The 24,048-nt window shown below is 51.5% G+C and carries 5 protein-coding genes; 3 read left to right on the top strand and 2 right to left on the bottom strand.

Translation table 11 applies throughout. The annotated features are described in order from the left end of the window. Nucleotides 1–118 precede the first annotated feature (118 nt). The gene (gene hxlB, locus L3V45_RS01760; protein WP_014304318.1) at nt 119–676 is read right to left on the bottom strand and encodes a 6-phospho-3-hexuloisomerase; all 558 of its coding nucleotides are present in this window, start codon (nt 674–676) and stop codon (nt 119–121) included. Continuing rightward, nucleotides 673–1,308, bottom strand: a complete 636-nt coding sequence (hxlA, locus tag L3V45_RS01765) for a 3-hexulose-6-phosphate synthase (protein WP_014304319.1) — start codon at nt 1,306–1,308, stop codon at nt 673–675. The genes hxlB and hxlA overlap by 4 nt, the downstream gene beginning before the upstream one ends. 231 nt (nt 1,309–1,539) lie before the next feature. Between hxlA and L3V45_RS01770 the strand changes: the two genes are divergently transcribed. From L3V45_RS01770 to srfAB, 3 genes are all read left to right on the top strand, one after another. Next, nucleotides 1,540–1,902 (top strand): transcriptional activator HxlR, encoded by a 363-nt coding sequence (locus tag L3V45_RS01770; protein ID WP_014304320.1) that lies wholly within the window; start codon nt 1,540–1,542, stop codon nt 1,900–1,902. A gap of 588 nt (nt 1,903–2,490) precedes the next feature. Further along, nucleotides 2,491–13,245: a surfactin non-ribosomal peptide synthetase SrfAA gene (srfAA, locus tag L3V45_RS01775; protein ID WP_236837231.1), complete on the top strand. Its 10,755-nt coding sequence runs from the start codon at nt 2,491–2,493 to the stop codon at nt 13,243–13,245. Between the two features lie 21 nt (nt 13,246–13,266). Beyond that, entirely contained in the window at nt 13,267–24,027 is a 10,761-nt protein-coding gene (gene srfAB, locus L3V45_RS01790) for a surfactin non-ribosomal peptide synthetase SrfAB (RefSeq protein ID WP_442863052.1), read from the top strand. Nucleotides 24,028–24,048 lie beyond the last annotated feature (21 nt).

Below are 24,048 nucleotides of genomic sequence, written 5' to 3' on the forward strand. Positions count from 1 at the left end.
AAGCTCACCGGCAGGATATCTTCGTCTGCGAGTGTCCGACCCGAAAACCTTGGCCTGCATGACCGTGCGCAACAAGACGATAAAAAGACGGCCATCTGATAAGAAGGCCGTCAGTAAATCATTCCAGATTCGCATGCTTTGTAAACATGTCTGCTGAATTCAGTTCTTTTTTCTCCATGATTTTTAGAATAACCGCATCGTAAAACAGCAGAAGAGTTTGTTCGAATAAAGAACCCATCGGCTGAATCGTCTTTCTGTCTCCGCCGGTCTCTTCCTTAGGAGAGCCGGGAATCGTTATCGTAAGATCCGCAAGTTTGCCGAGACTTGAATCGGGGTTAATCGTTAATGCAGTGATGATGCCGTTAAGGCTTTTGGCTTTTTCAGCCGTATGAAGCAGACTTTTTGTTTCGCCTGAGCCTGAGCCGATGATGACGAGACCGCCTTCTTGGAGGGGAGGGGTAAGCGTCTCACCGACGATGTAAGCGTTCAGGCCGATGTGCATCATCCTCATGGCGAACGCTTTAGCCATAAAGCCGGAACGCCCCGCTCCGGACGTGAAGATTTGATCTGCCGATAAAATCTCATCTGCAAGCTTGTCAGCTTCACTGTCGGCTATTAATGCTGCGGTGCGGGATATTTCATTGAGTATTTCATGTAAGTATTCAGTCGTTTTCATGATCCTTGTGAAATCAGCTGTTTCATTTTAGCAGCAGCATCCGCTTTATTGTCAGCTCCCGTAATGCCTCCGCCGACAATGATTAAATCTGGGTTTTGTTTGATGGCTTCAGGAAGCGTATCAAGTTTAATGCCTCCGGCAATTGCGGTTTTAGCGCTCTTGACCGCTTTTTTAATCGCCGTCAGTTCCTCGAATGAATTCTTTCCTTCTGCTTGAAGATCATAACCTGTGTGAACACAAATATAATCAACACCGAGTTGGTCAATTTCTTTTGCCCGTGTTTCAAGGTTTTTTACGTTAATCATGTCGACGAGAATTTTTTTCTGCTGTTTTTTTGCTTCGGCAACCGCCCCTTTGATCGTTGAGTCGTCTGTCGCTCCTAAAACGGTGATGATGTCGGCGCCCGCTTCTGCCGCTTTCATGATCTCGTAGCCGCCTGCATCCATGATTTTAAGATCGGCAAGCACTTTCAGGTGAGGAAAGGCTGATTTCATTTCCTGTACGGCTTTCAGGCCTTCATTAATGACAACGGGAGTGCCGATTTCTACAACATCTATATATTGTTCGACCTCTTTCACAAGTTCAATTGCTTCCGGGATATTCACTAAGTCTAATGCCAGCTGTAATTCCACTTTATATCCACTCCTCTTTTTCATGTATTTACATTCTATAGAGTGCCCCGCATGTTGAGAAGTACGCACTTTGAAGTCTAATAGTTACTTTGAGGATACTGTCCCCGCAGGCAATGCGCTTTGTTTCAGCAAAACTGCGTGGTAGTATAAACTGATGAAAGTTGTGTAAAAAAGTAAGCGTGTATGAATAGATGATGAACGTACAAAAAGTAAGAGGAAGGAGAATGGCCCGTGAGCCGAATGGATGAGAAAACGTTTAATTGCGAAAAGGAATTGACGCTTGCCGTGATAGGCGGGAAGTGGAAAATGCTGATTATGTGGCACCTGGGGAAAGAAGGAACAAAGCGGTTTAATGAGCTGAAAGCTTTAATTCCGGATATTACGCACAAAATTCTTGTGAATCAGCTCAGGGAGCTGGAGCAGGATCTGATCGTTCACAGGGAAGTTTACCCTGTCGTCCCTCCGAAAGTGGAGTACTCATTAACAGAGCAAGGAGAGACCCTTATGCCGATTTTGGACGCCATGTATAAGTGGGGAAAAGAATATATGGAATTAATCAACATTGATAAAACTGCAATAAAGGAATCTTTTTGAAGCGCTCTATGTAAAATAGAGTGCTTTTTTTGCGGTTTAATGAAATCATATTGCGAACGATTAAATCTCCTGTTTCGGTTCTTGCGCTGTTTTTTCCCCATCATCTCATATATGAAAACTATTTTCATTCTGCCATAACTGGATATTCGAGAGATTTATACTATAGTTTAAAGATTTTTAATTTTACATAAATAATATTTTTAAAAATAAATTGCGGGATGCCGCAAAATACCCTCTGGAATTGTCGGAATTTTTTTCGGTGTGCCGAATGAAACTTTTCACCCATTTTTCGGTGATAAAAACAATAATTTCATATAAAGTGAACGTAAGTAGATATATAGTAATTCATGAAGAAATAGGTAAACCCTGTTGCTTACAAACATTGGATTCTTGTCTTGATTTCTCATAAATTTGAGCCGCATTTCGGACTGTGCGGGTGAGTGGATTGCGGATTTCGGCGGTGATTGAATCGGGATCGTTTTGGAGGTAAGTGGTTCTTTTGGCTTGATAATGAGTTAGGGACATTGAGGGAGGCTGTTTCTAAGGGAGAATTGACAATTTTATCTTAAAAAGGGGAGGCGCACACATATGGAAATAACTTTTTATCCTTTAACAAATGCTCAAAAACGTATCTGGTATACAGAAAAATTCTATCCGAACACAAGTATTTCAAATCTTGCCGGGTTCGGGAAACTCATTTCTGACGACGGCGTACAGGCTCATTACGTTGAGAAAGCGATACAGGAATTCGTCCGGCGGTATGAGTCGATGAGAATCCGTCTGCGGCTTGATGATGAGGGGGAGCCCGTTCAATATGTGAGCGATTACCGTCCGCTGACTATCGAACATACAGACATCAGGCAAGCCGGCTGCTCTGCGGAAGAGCTGTCAAAATGGGGACGTGACGAGGCAAGCAAGCCTCTGGCATTATATGATCAGGATTTATTCCGTTTTTCCGTGTATACCATCAGCGAAAATGAGGTCTGGTTTTACGTTAATGTGCATCACATTATTTCAGACGGGATTTCCATGACGATTCTGGGCAATGCGATTACTGATATTTATTTGGAGCTTTCGGGCGGAGCAAGTATGGAACAGACGGAGATTCCTTCCTTTATCGAGCATGTGCTGACTGAGCAGGAATATGTGCAGTCGAAGCGGTTTAAAAAGGATCGGGATTTTTGGAACGGGCAGTTCGAGACCGTGCCGGAGCTTGTGTCCCTGAAACGGAGCCAGGCAGATGCGGGTCTTGATGCGAAACGGTTTTCTCAAGAAATTCCTCACGACTTATATGGCCGCATTCATTCATTCTGCGAGGAGCATAAAGTCAGCGTACTATCTCTGTTCCAATCAGCTTTGATCACTTATCTCTACAAAGTGACCGGCCGGGATGACGTTGTTACGGGTACGTTTATGGGAAACCGGACAAATGCGAAAGAAAAGCAGATGCTCGGGATGTTCGTATCTACGGTTCCTGTGCGGACAAGCGTTGACGGAGGACAGTCGTTCTTGGAATTCGTTAAAGGCCGGATGAAGGATCTGATGAAAATTCTCCGCCACCAAAAGTATCCGTATAACCTGCTTGTCAATGATTTGCGCGCTTCGAAAAGTTCGCTGAGCAGATTGTTTACGGTGGCTCTGGAGTACCAGGTGATGCAGTGGCAGAAAAAAGAGAATCTGTCCTTCCTGACAGACCCTATTTTCAGCGGAAGCGGTACAAATGATATTTCGATTCATGTGAAGGAACGATGGGACACTGGGAAATTGACGATTGATTTTGACTATCGCAGCGACATATTCAAGGGAGAGGAGATTGTATCTGTTTCTGAACGTTTGATCACGCTGATTGAAGATGCGATTTCATCTCCTGATCGCATAATTGATGAGCTTACTCTTCTTTCTGAATCCGAGAAAGAGCGGCTGTTGACACGGGCCTCAGGCAATCCGGTGAATTACCGCGGGGAGATGACGATACCGGGGCTGTTTGAAGAGAAAGTGAAGTCACTGTCTGACAAACCGGCGGTGGTGTATGAAGGCCGAACATTGTCCTATCGCACATTGCATGAACAGTCAGGCCGAATTGCCGGACGTCTTCTTAATGCCGGGATATCAGCCGATTCTCCTGTCGCGGTGCTGCTTGGCCGTTCTGAGCGTGTTATTGCGGCAATATTGGGAATTTTGAAAGCGGGCGGCGCCTATGTGCCGATAGATCCTGACTTTCCGGCGGATCGGATTCAGTACATTTTGGAGGACAGCGGAGCGAAGGCTGTTCTGACAGAGGCCGGAATACAGGCGCCTGCAGCGGATGCCGAACGGATTGATTTTGACGAGGCTGTTCAGTTTGAAACGGCTGCGGACGGTGTCAGTACACAATCAGACCGGCTGGCTTACATCATCTACACGTCAGGTACAACGGGGCGGCCGAAAGGCGTGATGATTGAGCACCGGCAAGTTCATCATCTGGTGCAATCACTGCAGCAGGAGATTTATCAATGCGGTGAGCAGACATTAAGAATGGCGCTTTTGGCTCCGTTTCATTTTGATGCGTCCGTCAAACAGATTTTTGCCTCGCTTCTTTTGGGACAGACGCTTTATATCGTGCCGAAAACGACTGTAACGAATGGCTCGGCACTGCTGGACTATTATCGTCAAAACCGGATTGAAGCCACTGACGGAACCCCTGCGCATCTGCAGATGATGGTTGCGGCGGGAGATGTCAGCGGAATTGAATTGCGCCACATGCTCATTGGGGGAGAGGGCCTGTCCGCCGCTGTTGCTGAACAGCTGATGAACCTCTTTCATCAATCGGGCAGGGCGCCGCGTCTGACGAATGTCTACGGGCCGACAGAAACGTGCGTAGATGCGTCCGTGCATCAGGTGTCAGCCGATAACGGAATGAATCAACAGGCGGCGTACGTTCCGATCGGAAAACCGCTCGGCAACGCCCGTCTGTATATATTGGATAAGCACCAGAGGCTTCAGCCCGACGGGACGGCCGGTGAGCTGTATATCGCGGGTGACGGTGTAGGCCGCGGCTATTTAAATCTTCCGGATTTGACCGCAGAGAAGTTTTTGCAAGATCCGTTTAACGGAAGCGGCCGCATGTACCGCACGGGTGATATGGCGCGCTGGCTGCCGGACGGGACGATCGAATATATCGGCCGTGAAGATGATCAGGTGAAAGTCCGCGGCTACCGTATTGAGCTGGGAGAAATTGAAACGGTGCTCAGAAAAGCTCCGGGGGCGGCGCAGGCCGTCGTGCTGGCACGGCCGGATCAGCAGGGCAGCTTAGATGTTTGCGCATATATCGTTCAGGAAAAAGGAACCGAGTTTCACCCTGCCGAGTACAGGGAGTATGTGTCCAAGCACCTTCCTGATTACATGGTGCCCGCTTACTTTACAAAAACGGACGAAATTCCGCTCACGCCGAGCGGGAAGGCGGACCGCAAAAAGCTGTTTGCGCTTGATGTGCAGGCTGTCAGCTCATCCGAATATGCCGCGCCGAGAAACGAAACGGAGGAAACGCTCACCGTCATCTGGCAGGAAGTCCTCGGAATGGACAAGGCGGGCATTTATGATCATTTCTTCGAGTCAGGCGGTCATTCATTAAAGGCAATGACGCTTCTGACGAAAATTCATAAGCAAATGGGCGTTGAAATTCCGCTGCAATACTTGTTTGAGCATCCGACGATTGCGGCGCTTGCCGATTATGCGGAAAACCGAAACGAAGGACCGGCATTCAGGGCGATTGAGCCGGCTGAGAAGCAGGCGAGCTATCCGCTTTCGCTCGCTCAGCAGCGGACTTATATCGCGAGCCAATTTGAAGATGCGGGAGTCGGATATAACATGCCGGCTGCGGCCGTGATTGAGGGCGCTTTAGACCTTGAAAAGCTCGAGCGTGCATTTTCTGCCTTAATCAGCAGGCATGAAGCGCTCAGAACATCGTTTCAATCGGAGGACGGCACGCCGAGACAGGTGGTTCACGAACATGTTCCGTTTCATATTGAAATGCTCGAAGCGCGCGGAAGAACGAATGAACAGGTCATGAAGGACTTTGTGCGCCGTTTTGATTTATCTGAGGCGCCGCTGTTCAGAATCGGCCTGCAAACGCTCGGTCACAATCGCCATATGCTGCTGTTTGATATGCATCACCTGATTTCTGACGGGGTGTCTATTTCCATCATGCTGAAGGAACTGGCTGACATCTACGGCGGAAATCAGCTGCCTGAATTGCGCATTCAATATAAAGATTATGCCGTATGGCAGGCGGAACGGGCGAAAGAAGGCTACAAGAAGGAGCGGGCGTACTGGAAAGAAGTCTTCAGCGGCGAACTGCCGGTGCTTCAGCTGCTCCCTGATTATCCGCGGCCGCAAATGCAAAGCTTTGAAGGTGACCGCGTGTCCGCCAAGCTGCCGAAAATGCTGCGGGAACGGCTGCAGAAGCTTGCCGAGAAAAACGGAGCCACCCTTTACATGGTGCTGTTATCGGCATACTATACGCTGCTTTCTAAGTATTCGGGACAGGAAGACATCATCGTGGGAACACCGTCAGCGGGAAGAAATCACTCTGATACCGAGGGGCTTATCGGGATGTTTGTCAACACGCTTGCGCTGCGAAGCTCCGTGAAGCAGGATCAGACATTTGCCGGCTTGTTAGGTCATGTGCGCAAACAGGTGCTGGACGCGTTTTCCCATCAGGATTATCCGTTTGAGTGGCTGACCGAGGAGCTGAACGTGCCCCGGGACATGAGCAGGCATCCGATATTTGACACGATGTTCAGTCTGCAAAATGCTTCGGACGGAATTCCGGAGATCGGCAACCTGACGCTGTCTCTTCATGAAACCAACTTCAATATCGCTAAATTCGATCTGACAATGCAGGCCCGGGAAACAGCGGAAGGCATTGCGCTCGATTTGGATTATTGCACGAAGCTGTTTAAGCGCTCAACTGCGGATCGCATGCTTGCGCACTATGTCCGTCTGCTGGAGAGTGCGGCAGCTCAGCCGGATGCGAAAATCAGCGAATATGATCTGCTTTCTGAACGGGAGGCTTTGAACCAATTACAGCGGTTCAATCCGGAGCGCACGGCATACCCGAAAGAGCAAACGATCGTGCAGATCTTTGAAGAACAGGCCCGAAAGAACCCTGACCGGACGGCTCTTCAGTTCGAAGGGGAAACTCTGTCGTATCAGCAGCTGAATGAACGCGCCAACAGGCTTGCGCGGCATATTCTTTCGGTCGGAGGCGGCGGGAAAACCGCGGCTGTTTTATGTGAACGGTCAATGGACATGATTGTTTCCATTATGGCTGTGTTAAAAGCGGGGTCCGCCTATGTGCCGATTGATCCTGAGCATCCGGTTCAGCGGATTCAGCATTTCTTCCGCGACAGCGGGGCGAAAGTGCTCCTGACTCAGCAAAGCCTCAAGCCGCTTGCGGAAAAGGCCGGTTTTCAAGGCGCCATTGTGCTTGCTGATGATGAGGCGAGCTATGAAAAGGACTCTCGCAATCCAGCATTGCCGTTTGACTCCAGCACAATTGCCAATCTTACTTATACATCAGGCACGACGGGAACGCCGAAAGGGAACATCGTCACACATGCCAACATTTTGCGGACGGTAAAAAACACGAACTATTTGACCGTTTCTGAAGAGGACACAGTGCTCGGTCTGTCAAACTACGTCTTTGACGCTTTTATGTTTGATATGTTCGGTTCGCTGTTAAACGGTGCAAAGCTTGTGATCGTCCCGAAAGATACGGTGCTGGACATGTCGCGCCTGTCCCGTGTGATCAAACGGGAGAACGTCAGCATTCTGATGATTACGACGGCCCTGTTCCACCTGCTTGTTGATATGGAGCCGTCCTGTCTGACGACGCTTCGGAAAATCATGTTCGGGGGCGAAAGAGCGTCTGTAGAACATGTCAAAAAGGCGCTGGCGGCAGTCGGGAAAGGAAGACTGCTTCATATGTACGGTCCGTCGGAAAGCACGGTGTTTGCGACATACCATCCGGTGGATGTCATTGAAGAGGATACGCTCTCCGTTCCGATCGGTAAACCGGTCAGCAATACGGAAGTCTTTATTATGAACTCAGCCGGACGCATTCAGCCGGCGGGTATCGCGGGAGAGCTGTGCGTCAGCGGGGAAGGTCTCGTAGAAGGCTACTACAACCGTCCTGAACTGACGGAAGAAAAATTTGTAAAGCATCCGTTTAAGGAAGGTGAACGGATGTATAAAACGGGCGACTTGGCCAGATGGCTTCCGAATGGCGATATCGAGTTTATCGGACGCATCGACCATCAGGTGAAAATCCGCGGTCAGCGGATTGAGCTTGGCGAAATTGAGCATCAGCTTCAAAGCCATGATCAGATTCAGGAATGCATAGTGCTCGCTGTGGATCAGGGCGCGGGTGACAAACTTCTTTGCGCGTATTTTGTCGGCCTCAGGGAAATATCTTCCCGGGAGCTGAGGGAGCATACGGCGAAGGATCTTCCGGCTTATATGATTCCGTCCGTCTTTATTCAATTGGATGAACTGCCTCTTACAGGGAACGGAAAAATCGACAGGCGGGCGCTGCCGATGCCGGATGTGACCGCAGCGAATGCCGTGTCATATACGGCGCCGCGCAATGAAACAGAAAAAAAACTGGCGGATATTTGGGCTGAGGTGCTGCAAATGGAACGGGTCGGCGTCCATGATCAGTTCTTTGAGATCGGGGGCCACTCGTTAGCGGGGATGAAACTGCTGGCCCTTATCCAGAAGACATTCGGCGTGCAGCTTACCTTAAAGGACCTGTTCACTTCTCCGACGGCTGCTGGGCTGGCGCAGCTGATTGAAGGGGCTGAGCGGAAGGCGGCTGAGAGCATCGCACCGGCTGCCGAGCGGGAAACGTATCCGGTTTCTTCACCGCAGAAGCGGATGTTCGTGCTTCAGCAGCTGGAAGGCGCTGAAACAAGCTATAACATGCCGTCTGTGCTCCGCTTAAAAGGAAAGCTTGATGCAGAAAAGCTGAAATCCGTCATGAAACAGCTGACAGAACGCCATGAAGCCTTCAGAACGACATTTGACATAAAGGATGGAGAAACGGTTCAGCGTATATGGGCGGAAGCTTATATCGACATGGAATATTATGAAGCCTCTGAAGAAGATGCTGAACAGATTATTCAGAGCTTTATCCGGCCGTTCCGTCTGGATCAGCTTCCTCTCGTCAGAACGGGGCTGGTCAAGCTGGCTGAACATGACCACCTGCTGCTGTTTGATATGCACCATATCATTTCGGACGGCGCTTCAGTCGGCGTGCTGATAGATGAACTGTCCCGCTTGTATGGCGGCGAAACGCTTGAGCCGCTGCGGATTCATTATAAAGACTATGCGGTATGGCAGCAGAAATTTATTCAATCAGAGCAGTACCGCAAGCAGGAGGAGCATTGGCTTCGGGAGCTTGACGGCGAGCTTCCGGTATTGACGCTGCCGGCTGATTACAGCCGTCCGGCCGTGCAAACCTTTGAAGGAGACAAGCTGGTCTTTTCTCTGACTGAGGAACAGACGTCGGCTCTTCGCAGTCTTGCGAAACAAACGGATTCTACCATGTACATGGTGCTCCTGGCGTCGTACAGCGCCTTTCTCTCAAAACTGAGCGGACAGCATGACATCATTGTCGGCTCGCCGGTTGCGGGACGGTCACATGCGGATCTCGCAAACGTCATCGGTGTTTTTGTGAATACACTCGCGCTTCGTACGTATCCGGAAGCGGACAAAACGTTCACGGACTATCTTAAAGAAGTGAAACAAACCGCTTTACATGCATTTGACGCGCAGGATTATCCGCTTGAAGACCTTCTGCAAAAGGTTGAGGTGCAGCGTGATACGAGCCGAAATCCGCTGTTTGATGCGGTATTCTCAATGCAAAATGCAAATGCTGAAGATCTGGTCATGGAAGGAATTGAGCTGAAGCACCATCCGTTTGACAGAAAAACAGCCAAGTTTGACCTGACGCTGACGGCTGAGGACACAGACGAAGGCTTAACGTTTGTGCTTGAATATAACACCGCGCTGTTTAAACCGGAAACAGCAGAGACGTGGAAGCATTATTGGCTTCAACTGTTAAAAGCCGCAACGGAAAATCCGGCTGCGAAGCTTTCTGAGCTTTCCTTGGTGAATGAAACAGAAAAACAAGCCCTCCTTGACGCATGGAAAGGAAAAACACTCTCTGTGCCGCAGGACAAAACGGTTCACCGTCTCTTTGAAGAAACAGCCGCCCGCTACGCGAATCGGCCGGCCGCGGCATATAACGGCGCGAAATGGACGTACGGCGAGCTGAACGCAAGGGCGAACCGGATCGCGCGCATTCTCATAGACTGCGGCGTCACGGCTGACGAACGTGTCGGCATTTTGACGAAACCGTCCTTGGAAATGGCCGCGGGCGTACTCGGCGTCCTGAAAGCGGGCGCGGCATTTGTGCCGATTGACCCCGACTACCCACAAGAGCGGATCAGCTACATTCTGCAGGACAGCGGCGCCAAGCTCCTTCTCACACAGGAAGCGCTGGACGTGCCGGATGGCTACACAGGAGAAACGATCCTGCTTGACGGCGGACGCTCCATTCTGAGCCTGCCGCTTGATGAAAACGATGAAGCGAACCCGCAGACTGAAACAACGGCGGATCATCTCGCTTATATGATTTACACGTCAGGAACGACCGGACAGCCGAAGGGTGTCATGGTCGAACACCATGCGCTGGTGAACCTGTGCTTCTGGCATCACGACGCATTCGCCATGACGGCGGATGATAAAAGCGCCAAATACGCGGGCTTCGGTTTTGACGCCTCCATCTGGGAGATGTTCCCGACATGGACCATCGGCGCGGAACTTCACGTCATTGACGAAGCGATCCGGCTGGATATCACCCGCTTAAATCACTATTTCGAGGAGCACGGCGTGACCATCACCTTCCTGCCGACGCAGCTGGCCGAACAATTTATGGAGCTGGAAAATACCTCTCTCCGCATGCTTCTCGTCGGCGGCGACAAGCTGAAGCGGGCGGTGAAACAGCCGTACACGATCGTCAACAACTACGGCCCGACGGAAAACACCGTCGTCGCGACAAGCGGCGTCATCAATCCTGAGGAAGGATCGCTTTCGATCGGACGGGCGATTGCCAATACGAGAGCTTATATTCTCGGCGACGGCGATCAGGTGCAGCCGGAAGGCATTGCCGGTGAATTGTGCGTGGCCGGCCGCGGTCTGGCACGCGGATACCTGAACCGTGAAGAAGAGACGGCGAAGCGGTTTACCGCAGATCCGTTCGTGCCCGGCGAGCGCATGTACCGGACCGGCGACCTCGTCAAATGGAACGCGCAGAGCGGCATCGAATACATCGGCCGTATCGACCAGCAGGTCAAAGTGCGGGGCTACCGGATCGAGCTTTCAGAAATCGAAGTCCGCCTCGCCCAGCTTGCGGATGTTCATGACGCAGCGGTGACGGCGGTGGAAGACAAAGCAGGCAATGCCGCGCTTTGCGCCTATGTCGCGCCTCAGCAGGACGATATTGAAGCGCTCAAAGCCGCGCTGAAAGACACGCTTCCGGACTACATGGTGCCGGCGTTCTGGGTGGAGATGGACGAGCTTCCGGTCACCGCAAACGGAAAGATTGACAAAAAAGCCCTGCCGGAACCGGACATTGAAGCGGGAAGCGCCGCTTACAAAGCGCCGGAAACGGAGATGGAGACGCTGCTTTCCGACATTTGGGAGGAAGTGCTCGGTCTTGATCAGATCGGCGTAAGCGATAATTTCTTCACGCTCGGCGGCGACTCAATCAAAGGCATCCAAATGGCGAGCCGCCTGAACCAGCACGGCTACAAGCTGGAGATGAAAGATCTCTTCCAGCACCCGACCATCGAAGAGCTCGTCTCTTATGTGGAGCGGACGGAAGGCAAGCAGGCCGACCAGGGACCTGTCGAAGGCAAAGCGGAGTTAACGCCGATCCAGCGCTGGTTCTTTGAGAAAAACTTCACGGACAAACACCACTGGAACCAATCCGTCATGCTTCACGCGAAAGACGGCTTTGATCCGGAGATAACAGAAAAAACATTACATGTCCTGACGGTGCACCATGATGCGCTCCGGATGATTTATCGTGAACAAAAACCGTATTACAGAGGGCTTGAGGATGCGTCTGTTGAACTGAACGTCTTTGAGCTGAACGGACCTGCTGAAGATCATGAGGACCGTATCGAACGGGAAGCAGACCGTCTTCAAAGCAGTATTTCACTGGAAACAGGACATCTGCTGAAGGCCGGGCTCTTCCGGGCTGAAGATGGAGACCACCTTCTTCTCGCAATCCATCACTTAGTCGTGGATGGTGTATCTTGGCGGATTTTACTGGAGGACTTCACGTCCGTTTATACGCAGCTGAAGCAAGGCAATGAACCGGCGCTGCCTCCGAAAACACATTCATTCGCCGAATTTGCTGAGAGAATCAAAGAGTACGCAAATACGAAGGCGTTTCTGAAAGAAGCGGATTACTGGAGGGAGCTTGAGGAGAAAGAGGTATGCACTCAGCTTCCGAAAGACAGGCAGTCTGGCGATCAGCGCATGAGACATACGAGAACGGTCAGTTTCTCTCTGACGCCTGAACAAACTGAACAGCTGACGACAAACGTACATGAAGCCTACCATACGGAAATGAACGACATCCTGCTCACGGCGCTCGGACTGGCGCTGAAAGAGTGGACGGGTGAAGACACGATCGGCGTTCATTTGGAAGGCCACGGGCGCGAAGACATTCTTGACGGGCTGAATATCACCCGGACGGTCGGATGGTTTACGAGCATGTATCCGATGATCCTTGAGATGAAGCACGCCGACGATCTTTCATATCAGCTGAAACAAATGAAAGAAGACATCAGACACATCCCGAACAAAGGAGTCGGCTACGGCATTCTGCGTTATGTAACGGCGCCTGAGCATAAAGAGGGTCTTTCATTTGAGATTGATCCGGATATCAGCTTTAACTACTTAGGCCAGTTTAATGAGATGTCGGATTCCGGCTTATTTACAAGATCCGGGATGCCGTCAGGACAATCGCTGAGCCCTGACACAGAGAAGCCGAATGCGCTTGATATTGTCGGATTTATAGAAAATGGGCAGATGACGATGACGTTTGCCTATCATTCTCTCGAATTTCATGAAAAAACCATTCAATCGTTCAGTGACAGCTTTAAAGGGCACCTCTTGAAAATCATAGATCACTGCCTGGCCCAAGACGGACCTGAGCTTACGCCTAGCGATCTTGGCGATGATGATCTGACGCTTGATGAACTTGATAAATTAATGGAAATTCTCTAACAGAAAAGACAGAGGTGACATATGAGCAAAAAATCGATTCAAAAGGTGTATGCACTCACACCGATGCAGGAGGGAATGCTGTATCATGCGCTGCTTGATCCGCATTCTTCCTCCTACTTCACACAATTAGAGCTTAGGATTCACGGAAGCTTTCAGCTTGAGCTTTTTGAAAAAAGTGTCAATGAGCTGATTCGGACATATGACATCCTGCGTACGGTATTCGTGCACCAGCAGCTTCAAAAACCGCGCCAAGTCGTATTAGCAGAGCGGAAGACGAAGGTGCACTATGAAGATATCAGTCAATTAGATGAAGCGCGCCAAACCGAATATATTGAACGCTATAAACGCGATGTGCAGCAGCAGGGCTTTCATCTGGCGAAGGATATTCTCTTTAAAGCGGCGGTGTTCAGGCTCAGTGAGAAGGAACTGTATCTCGTCTGGAGCAATCATCATATCGTCATGGACGGCTGGAGTATGGGCGTTTTGATGAAAAGCCTGTTTCAAAACTATGAAGCGCTTCGTGCCGGCCGGCCCGCCGGGGGAAGCCAGGGCAAACCTTACTCTGACTATATCAAATGGCTCGGAGGCAGGGATTATGAGGAGGCGGAACAATATTGGAGCAGCCGCCTGGCGGATTTCGAACAGCCGAGCCTGCTCCCGGGCCGTCTGGCACCAGAAAAGAAAGACTACCAAAATGAAGAATATTCTTTTGTCTGGGATGAAGAGCTGGTCGCGCAGATTCAGCAGACCGCCAACCGGCATCAAGTCACGGGGCCTAACCTGTTTCAGGCCGTTTGGGGTGCGGTGCTCAGCAAATACAACTATACAGACGATGTGGTGTTCGGCACCGTCGTATCAGGCCGTCCTTCAGAAATCAACGGCATTGAAACGATGGCGGGGCTGTTCATCAATACGATTCCCGTCAGAATCAAGATTGACAAAGATGCAGCCTTTTCTGACGTGATGGCGGCAGTTCAGAAAAACGCCGTGGAAGCCGAGCGCTATGATTATGTGCCGCTCTATGACATTCAAAAGCGCTCCGCTCTGGACGGCAGCCTCTTGAATCATTTGGTCGCGTTTGAAAACTATCCGCTGGACAAAGAGCTGGAAAACGGGGGCATGGAGGAAAGACTCGGCTTTTCCATTAAAGTTGAACATGCTTTTGAGCAGACGAGCTTTGATTTCAATCTCATCGTGTATCCGGGAAAAACGTGGACTGTCAAAATCAAATACAACGGAGCGGCTTTCGCTCATGATGCCATCGAACGAACGGCGCATCATCTGACCTGCATGATGAAAGCGGCGGTCGGAACGCCTGATGCGCCCGTGCGGGAACTCGGCCTTGTTTCAGGCGAAGAAGAGCGGCAGATTGTTGAGATATTCAATGATACAAAAACGGCGCTTCCGGAAGAGGAGGCCGTTCACCGTTTGTTTGAAGCACAGGCAAACCGGACGCCTGCAAGCATCGCGATAAAAGAAGCGGGACGCGAATGGACCTACCGTGAAGTGAACGAAGCGGCCAACCGCCTGGCGAGACACTTTGTGAAGAGCGGGCTGGAAAAAGGCCGGACCGCCGCTATTATGAACGACCGGTCTGCGGAAACCGTTATCGGAATGCTTGCCGTCCTAAAAGCAGGCGGCGCCTATGTGCCGATTGATCCGGCTTTTCCGGAGGACCGTCTCCGCTTTATGGCGGAAGACAGCTCGATTCGGCTTGTGCTGACAGTTCAGGACTATCAAGAACAAGCGGGCACATTGCAAGTCCCGATTGTCATGCTGGATGAAAGCGAGGATGAAACGCTAAGCGGAACAGACTTGAATCTTCCGGCCGGCGGCAACGACTTGGCGTATATCATGTATACATCCGGGTCGACCGGAAAACCGAAAGGCGTCATGATTGAACACAGAAATATCATCAGGCTCGTCAAACATTCGAATTACGTGCCGGTTCATGAAGAAGACCGGATGGCGCAAACGGGAGCCGTCAGCTTTGATGCCGGAACCTTCGAAGTCTTCGGCGCATTGCTGAACGGAGCGGCATTGCACCCGGTGAAAAAAGAGACGCTGCTTGACGCCGGACGATTCGCCCAATTTCTGAAAGAGCAGCGGATCACGACCATGTGGCTGACGTCTCCGCTGTTTAATCAGCTTGCCCAAAAGGATGCCGGCATGTTTAACACGCTCCGGCACCTCATCATCGGCGGTGATGCGCTTGTGCCGCATATCGTCAGCAAAGTGAGGAAGGCATCACCGGAGCTGTCGCTTTGGAACGGCTACGGGCCGACGGAGAATACGACGTTTTCGACGAGTTTTCTCATTGATCAGGACTACGACGGTTCGATCCCGATCGGGAAGCCGATCGGAAATTCCACTGCGTACATTATGGACGAAAACCGCAACCTCCAGCCGATCGGCGCGCCCGGGGAGCTGTGCGTCGGCGGAAGCGGAGTGGCAAGAGGCTATGTGAATCTGCCTGAATTAACGGAGAAGCAGTTTGTCCGCGATCCGTTCAGACCGGATGAAATGATATACCGGACGGGGGACTTGGCGAAGTGGCTTCCGGACGGCACGATCGAGTTTCTCGGCAGAATTGACAACCAAGTAAAGGTCCGCGGTTTCAGAATCGAGCTCGGCGAAATTGAGGCGAAAATCAGCCAGGCGGAGAATGTGACGGAATCTGCGGCTGTGATCCGGAAAAATAAAGCGGATGAAAATGAAATCTGCGCTTACTTTACCGCAGACCAAGCCCTTTCGCCGGAAGACCTGCGCAAAACGCTTTCGGAATCACTTCCGGAATACATGATTCCCGCGCACTTCATCCAGATGAATCAGTTTCCGCTGACGGCGAACGGAAAGATTGATAAAAAAGCGCTGCCTGAGCCTCAGGCTGAAGCCGTTCAAAAAGAATACGAAGCGCCGAAAACGGAAGCGGAGCAGAAACTCGCGGACATTTGGGAAGGTATTCTCGGTGTAAAAGCGGGTGTGACTGACAATTTCTTCACGATTGGCGGACATTCTTTAAAAGCCATGATGATGACCGCTAAAATCCAGGAGCACTTTCAAAAAGAAGTGCCGATTAAAGTGTTATTTGAAAAGCCGACCATTCAGGAGCTTGCGCATTATTTGGAGCATGAGACCGAGGAGGAACAGCAGTTTGAACCGATCCGACAAGCGCCTTATCAGAAGCATTATCCTGTTTCCTCAGCACAGCGCAGGATGTATATCCTTAATCAGCTCGGACAGGCCAGCACGAGCTACAACGTCCCTGCTGTACTTCTGCTGGAAGGATCAGTAGACAAAAACCGTCTTGAAGAGGCCATGCAGGCATTAATCAACCGTCATGAGACACTGCGTACGTCGTTTGACATGGCAGATGGAGAAGTCGTGCAGACCATTCATAAAAATGTGTCGTTTGAGCTTGAAACCGCCGAGGGCCGGGAAGAAGATGCAGAAGAGCTGACAAAAGCCTTTATCAGGCCGTTTGCGCTCAATCGTGCGCCGCTGGTCCGTTCGAAGCTGATCCGGCTTGAAGAAGACCGGCATCTTCTGCTGATTGACATGCACCACATTATTACGGACGGAAGCTCAATGGGCATTTTCATCGGTGATCTTGCGAAGCTTTATCAAGGCACGGAGCTTGAGCTGCCAAAGATTCATTATAAGGATTTTTCAGTCTGGCAGCGTGAAAAAGCAAATCTTGATCAGCACGAAGCTTACTGGCTTGATACGTTCAAAGGCGATCTGCCGGTGCTGGATCTGCCGCTTGATTTCCCGCGTCCTGCCGAGCGCAGTTTTGAAGGGGAACGCGTCATCTTCGGGCTTGATAAACAGGTGACGGCGCAGATTAAGAAGCTGCTGGCTGATACGGATACGACGATGTACATGTTCTTGTTAGCCGCTTTTCAAGTGCTGCTGTCCAAATATTCGGGGCAGGAAGACATCATAGTCGGGTCTCCGGCGGCCGGAAGACAGCATCCTGATCTCCAAGACGTGCCGGGCATGTTTGTCAACACAGTTGCGCTTCGGTCGCATCCTGCCGGCAAAAAAACGTTCAAGCAATTTCTGGATGAAGTGAAAACGGCGAGCCTTCAAGCTTTTGAGCATCAAAGCTATCCGCTTGAAGAATTAATTGAAAAACTGCCGTTAACGAGGGACACAAGCCGGAGTCCGCTGTTCAGCGTGTTATTTAATATGCAGAACATGGAGATCCCGGCCCTGCGGCTCGGAGATTTGGAGATTTCTTCTTACTCCATGCATCATCATGTCGCTAAATTTGATCTTTCCTTAGAAGCGGCTGAGCGCGGAGAAGAGGTCGGATTGAGCTTTGATTACGCGAAAGCCTTATTTGCGGACGAAACCATCCGCCGCTGGAGCGCTCATTTTGTCAATCTGATTAAAGCCTGCGCCGAAAATCCGGATATTCAGCTGGCCGACGCAAGCCTGCTGTCCGCTCCTGAGCGGGAAGCGCTCCTTTCTGATGAAAAACGGACGGAAGCGGATCTGCCTGAGGGCACTTTTGTTTCGCTGTTTGAACGGCAAGCGCAAAAAACGCCTGATCTCACGGCGGTTGCGGGCGGAACAAGTCTGACATATCGTGAGCTTGATGAACGCTCGAACCGGTTTGCCCGACACCTTCAGGCTTGCGGAACGGGCAGTGAGGACATCGTGGCCATTATGATGGATCGTTCGGCCGACTTGATTACCGCGATTCTCGGCGTCATGAAAGCCGGAGCGGCATTTCTCCCGATTGATCCGGAGACTCCTGAAGAGAGAATCCGCTACTCTCTCGAAGACAGCGGAACGAAGCTTCTGGTCGTCAATGAGAGAAACATGACCGCGGCCGCCGTTTATAAAGAAAAAACGGTCGTAATGGAAGACGGAGAATGGCAGAACGAAAGCGCCGACCGGCTTGAAACGGAGCCCGGCGCCGACCGGCTTGCCTATATCATTTATACCTCGGGAACAACGGGCAAACCGAAAGGCGTCCAGCTGGAGCACCGCAATCTAATCAATTATGTCACATGGTTCAGCCGTGAAGCCGGTTTGACCGAAGCTGACAAATCCGTGTTGCTGTCTTCTTATGCATTTGATCTCGGCTATACGGCCATATTCCCGATTCTTCAGGCGGGCGGCGAGCTGCACATTGTGCCGAAGGAGACGTACACCGCGCCTGATCAGCTTGGTGAGTATATACAGAAAAACGGCATTACGTATATGAAACTGACGCCGTCATTGTTCCATATGATCGTCAATACAGCCCGTTTTACGTCAGAATGCCGTTTCAGCCCGCTTCGTTTAGTGGTGCTCGGCGGAGAAAAGATCATCACGTCCGATGTCCGCAAGTTTCATGACGTATACGCCCATACCGACTTTATCAATCACTACGGACCGACGGAAACGACGATCGGCGCCATTGCGGAACGGATCAATATGGAGTGTCTTGATCAATATGAGCAGCGTCCCGTCATCGGCCGCCCGATCGCAAATACCGGCGCGCTTGTATTGGACGGAGCAATGCAGCTCGTTCCTCCGGGCGCAAGCGGCGAGCTTTATATTACCGGGAAGGGGCTTGCCAGAGGATATCTTCACCGTCCGCAGCTGACGGCGGAGAAATTTCTCTCAAATCCTTTTTCACCGGACAGCCTGATGTACAAAACGGGAGATATCGTCCGCAGGCTTCCTGACGGGACGATTGAATTTATCGGCCGTGCGGATGATCAGGTGAAAATCCGGGGCTACCGCATTGAATTAAAAGAGGTTGAAACCGTGCTGTTAAGCGTAAACGGCATTCAGGAGGCGGTCGTTCTCGCAGTCAGCGAAGGCGGGCTGCCGGAACTGTGCGCGTACTATAAAGCCGACAGCGGGCTGAAAGGCTCTGAGCTTCGCAAACGGCTTTCCGAAACACTGCCGTCTCATATGCTTCCGGCCTATTTCGTGCAAGTAGACCGCATTCCGCTCACAGCCAACGGAAAAACCGATAAAAACGCCCTCCCGAAACCGGGCGTCAGCCAAACGGCGCAAATTGCTTCAGCCTTGCCGGAAACGGAATTGGAGGAAAAGCTGTGCCGCATTTGGAAACAGACACTCGGTACGGATACGCTCGGCATCGACGATAATTTCTTCGATTACGGCGGGCACTCTTTAAAAGGAATGATGCTCCTCGCCAATATTCAGGCTGAACTGGACAAAACGGTTCCGTTAAAAGCGCTGTTCGAACAGCCGACTGTCCGCCTGCTTGCCGCATATATCGAAAAATCGGCGGTATCTGAGGGATATCGGATGATCACACCGGCAGACAGTGCAGACGCGTACCCGTTATCATCCGCCCAAAAACGGATGTACGTCCTGAACCAGCTTGACCGGGAGACAATCAGCTATAATATGCCGTCCGTTCTTCTGATGGAAGGAGAAGTCAATATTTCAAAGCTTCAGGAAGCGCTCAATCAGATGATCAACCGCCACGAATCTTTGCGGACGTCCTTTATCGATAAAAAAGGCCAGCCGATGCAGCAGATCGCAGAACAGGCTGACATTGACCTGCACATCTTTGAAGCAGCGGACGAGGAGAAAGCGGATCTTATCATTCAGGCATTCATTAAGCCGTTTGATCTGAGCGCGGCTCCGCTCATTCGGGCCGCTCTTGTCAGACTGAATGAAAAGAAACACCTGCTGCTGCTGGATATGCATCATATCATTGCCGACGGCGTGTCCAGAAGCATGCTGGTCAAAGAGCTCGCTCACCTTTACAAAGGCGGAAGTCTGCCGTCGCCGAACCTGCACTATAAAGACTTCGCCGTCTGGCAGAATGAACCTGAGCAGGCCGAACGGATGAAAGACCATGAGCGTTATTGGCTCTCCGCATTTTCCGGCGAGCTTCCTGAATTGAATCTGCCGACCGATTTTCCCCGTCCGCCGGTTCAAAGTTTTAAAGGACAGTCCGTCCGTTTCAGAGCGGGGCGTGAGACGGAAAAAGCGGTGCGTGAATTAATGGAATCATCGGGAGCGACTCTTCATATGGTGCTTCACGCCGCGTTCCATGTCTTTTTGAGCAAAATCACGGGCCAGCGCGATATCATTATCGGTTCGGTGACCGCCGGAAGAACGAGCGCCGAAGTTCAGGAAATGCCGGGGATGTTTGTCAATACGCTTGCGCTTCGCAATGAAACGCAAAAAGAGCAGACCTTCGCCGGGCTGCTCGAACGGGTGAAACAAACCAATCTCGACGCGCTGGCGCATCAGGATTATCCGTTTGAGGATCTGATCGGAAAGCTTGACCTGCCGAGAGATATGAGCCGCAACCCGCTGTTCCAGGTGATGGTGACGACAGAAGATCCGGATAAAGAAACACTGGAACTGGAGAACCTGCGCATCACTCCGTATGAGTCAAACCAAGGCACGGCGAAATTCGATCTGACACTCGGCGGCTTTACGGATCAAGAAGGTCTCGGCCTTCAGTTTGAATATGCGACTGATCTGTTTAAAAAAGAAACCATTGAAAAGTGGAGCGCCGGGTTCCTGCGGATTCTGAAGCAAGCGGCGGAAAGCCCGGACAGAAAGCTGCCTGAGATTTCACTGATCAGCGATGCTGAAAAACAAGCCCTCCTTGACGCATGGAAAGGAAAAACACTCTCTGTGCCGCAGGACAAAACGGTTCACCGTCTCTTTGAAGAAACGGCCGCCCGATACGCGAACCGGCCGGCCGCGGCATATAACGGCGCGAAATGGACGTACGGCGAGCTGAACGCAAGGGCGAACCGGATCGCGCGCATTCTCATAGACTGCGGCGTCACGGCTGACGAACGTGTCGGCATTTTGACGAAACCGTCCTTGGAAATGGCCGCGGGCGTACTCGGCGTCCTGAAAGCGGGCGCGGCATTTGTGCCGATTGACCCCGACTACCCACAAGAGCGGATCAGCTACATTCTGCAGGACAGCGGCGCCAAGCTTCTTCTCACACAGGAAGCGCTGGACGTGCCGGAAAGCTACAAAGGAGAAACGATCCTGCTTGACGGCGGACGCTCCATTCTGAGCCTGCCGCTTGATGAAAACGATGAAGCGAACCCGCAGACGGAAACAACGGCGGATCATCTCGCTTATATGATTTACACGTCAGGAACGACCGGACAGCCGAAGGGTGTCATGGTCGAACACCATGCGCTGGTGAACCTGTGCTTCTGGCATCACGACGCATTCGCCATGACGGCGGATGATAAAAGCGCCAAATACGCGGGCTTCGGTTTTGACGCCTCCATCTGGGAGATGTTCCCGACATGGACCATCGGCGCGGAGCTTCATGTCATTGACGAAGCGATCCGGCTGGATATCACCCGCTTAAATCACTATTTCGAAGAGCACGGCGTAACCATCACCTTCCTGCCGACGCAGCTGGCCGAACAATTTATGGAGCTGGAAAATACCTCTCTCCGCATGCTTCTCGTCGGCGGCGACAAGCTGAAGCGGGCGGTGAAACAGCCGTACACGATCGTCAACAACTACGGCCCGACGGAAAACACCGTCGTCGCGACAAGCGGCGTCATCAATCCTGAGGAAGGATCGCTTTCGATCGGACGGGCGATTGCCAATACGAGAGCTTATATTCTCGGCGACGGCGATCAGGTGCAGCCGGAAGGCATTGCCGGCGAATTGTGCGTGGCCGGCCGCGGTCTGGCACGCGGATACCTGAACCGTGAAGAAGAGACGGCGAAGCGGTTTACCGCAGATCCGTTCGTGCCCGGCGAGCGCATGTACCGGACCGGCGACCTCGTCAAATGGAACGCGCAGAGCGGCATCGAATACATCGGCCGTATCGACCAGCAGGTCAAAGTGCGGGGCTACCGGATCGAGCTTTCAGAAATCGAAGTCCGCCTCGCCCAGCTTGCGGATGTTCATGACGCAGCGGTGACGGCGGTGGAAGACAAAGCGGGCAATGCCGCGCTTTGCGCCTATGTCGCGCCTCGGCAGGACGATATTGAAGCGCTCAAAGCCGCGCTGAAAGACACGCTGCCTGACTACATGGTGCCGGCGTTCTGGGTGGAGATGGACGAGCTTCCGGTCACCGCAAACGGAAAGATTGACAAAAAAGCCCTGCCGGAACCGGACATTGAAGCGGGAAGCGCCGCTTACAAAGCGCCGGAAACGGAGATGGAGACGCTGCTTTCCGACATTTGGCAGGAAGTGCTCGGTCTTGATCAGATCGGCGTAAGCGATAATTTCTTCACCCTCGGCGGTGACTCGATCAAAGGCATCCAAATGGCGAGCCGCCTGAACCAGCACGGCTACAAGCTGGAAATGAAGGATCTCTTCCAGCACCCGACCATCGAAGAGCTCGTCTCCTATGTGGAGCGGACGGAAGGCAAGCAGGCCGATCAGGGACCTGTCGAAGGCGAAGCGGAGTTAACGCCGATCCAGCGCTGGTTCTTTGAGAAAAACTTCACGGACAAACACCACTGGAACCAATCCGTCATGCTTCATGCGAAAGACGGCTTTGATCCGGACCTGGTGGAAAAAACCCTGCAAGCATTGATTGAACACCATGATGCGCTCCGCATGGTTTACCGTGAAGAAAGGGAAGGCATCATTCAGACATACCTCCCTGTCACAGAATGCAAGGCAAGCTTTGAAATCGTTGATCTGTACGGAACGGACGAGGATATGCTGAAAAGCCAGATTCAGCGGCTTGCCGATCATCTTCAGGGCAGTCTTGATCTGGAGAACGGCCCGCTGTTAAAAGCGGAGCAATACCGGACAGAACAAGGCGATCATCTGTTAATCGCGGTTCACCATCTCGTCGTGGACGGGGTTTCATGGAGAATTCTGCTTGAGGATTTCGCTTCAGGTTATAAACAGGCGCAGCAGCAAAACAGCATCGTTCTCCCGCAAAAAACCCACTCCTTTAAAGATTGGGCGGAGGCGCTGAACACGTTTGCGCAATCAGAAGAGCTGAAAAAGCAGGCGGATTATTGGGCGCAGGCAGATGCGGAAGAGCTCCGGCCGCTGCCGAAAGACCATGATCCGGACAAACGGCTCGTCAAACATACGGCGGCCGTGAAATGTGAATTGACTGAGGAAGAAACGGCACAGCTGCTGACAGATGTTCATCATCCGTACGGAACGGAAATCAACGACATTCTGCTCAGCGCACTCGGCTTAACGATCGGTGAATGGACGGAAAACGGCAAAGTCGGCATCAACTTAGAAGGACACGGCCGGGAAGAAATCATACCGAACGTCAATATTTCACGGACGGTCGGCTGGTTTACGGCCCAATATCCGTTGATTCTGCAGATCAGCAAGGAAGACGGCGTCTCTTCCGTCATTAAAACGGTAAAAGAGACAGTGCGGCGCGTTCCAGCTAAAGGTGTAGGATACGGGATTCTCCGGTATCTGTCATCCGATGAAACAGAAAAAGGCGCCGCGCCTGAAATCAGTTTTAACTACTTGGGGCAGTTTGACAATGAAGTGAAAACGGAATGGTTTGAGCCGTCTCCATATGATATGGGACGTCAAGTCAGCGAAGAGTCAGAGGCGTTATACGCACTGAGCTTCAGCGGAATGGTTACAGGCGGCCGCTTCGTCATTTCCTGCTCATACAATCAGGAAGAATATGAAAGAAGCACCGTCGAAAAACAGATGCAGCGGTTTAAAGACAATCTTTTAATGATCATCCGCCATTGCACGGCCAAAGAGGAGAAAGAATTTACGCCGAGCGATTTCAGCGCGCAGGATCTTGAGATGGATGAAATGGGAGACATCTTTGACATGCTTGAGGAGAATTTAACGTGACAAAAACAGTTAACAGAAGGG

This window comes from Bacillus sp. R45 (assembly GCF_021729365.1).
Lineage (GTDB): Bacteria > Bacillota > Bacilli > Bacillales > Bacillaceae > Bacillus > Bacillus velezensis.

Bases quoted from the DNA above. Each gene is read 5' to 3' on its own strand.
- hxlB (WP_014304318.1), bottom strand. From the start codon at position 676: ATGAAAACGACTGAATACTTACATGAAATACTCAATGAAATATCCCGC.
- srfAA (WP_236837231.1), top strand. From the start codon at position 2,491: ATGGAAATAACTTTTTATCCTTTAACAAATGCTCAAAAACGTATCTGG.
- srfAB (WP_442863052.1), top strand. From the start codon at position 13,267: ATGAGCAAAAAATCGATTCAAAAGGTGTATGCACTCACACCGATGCAG.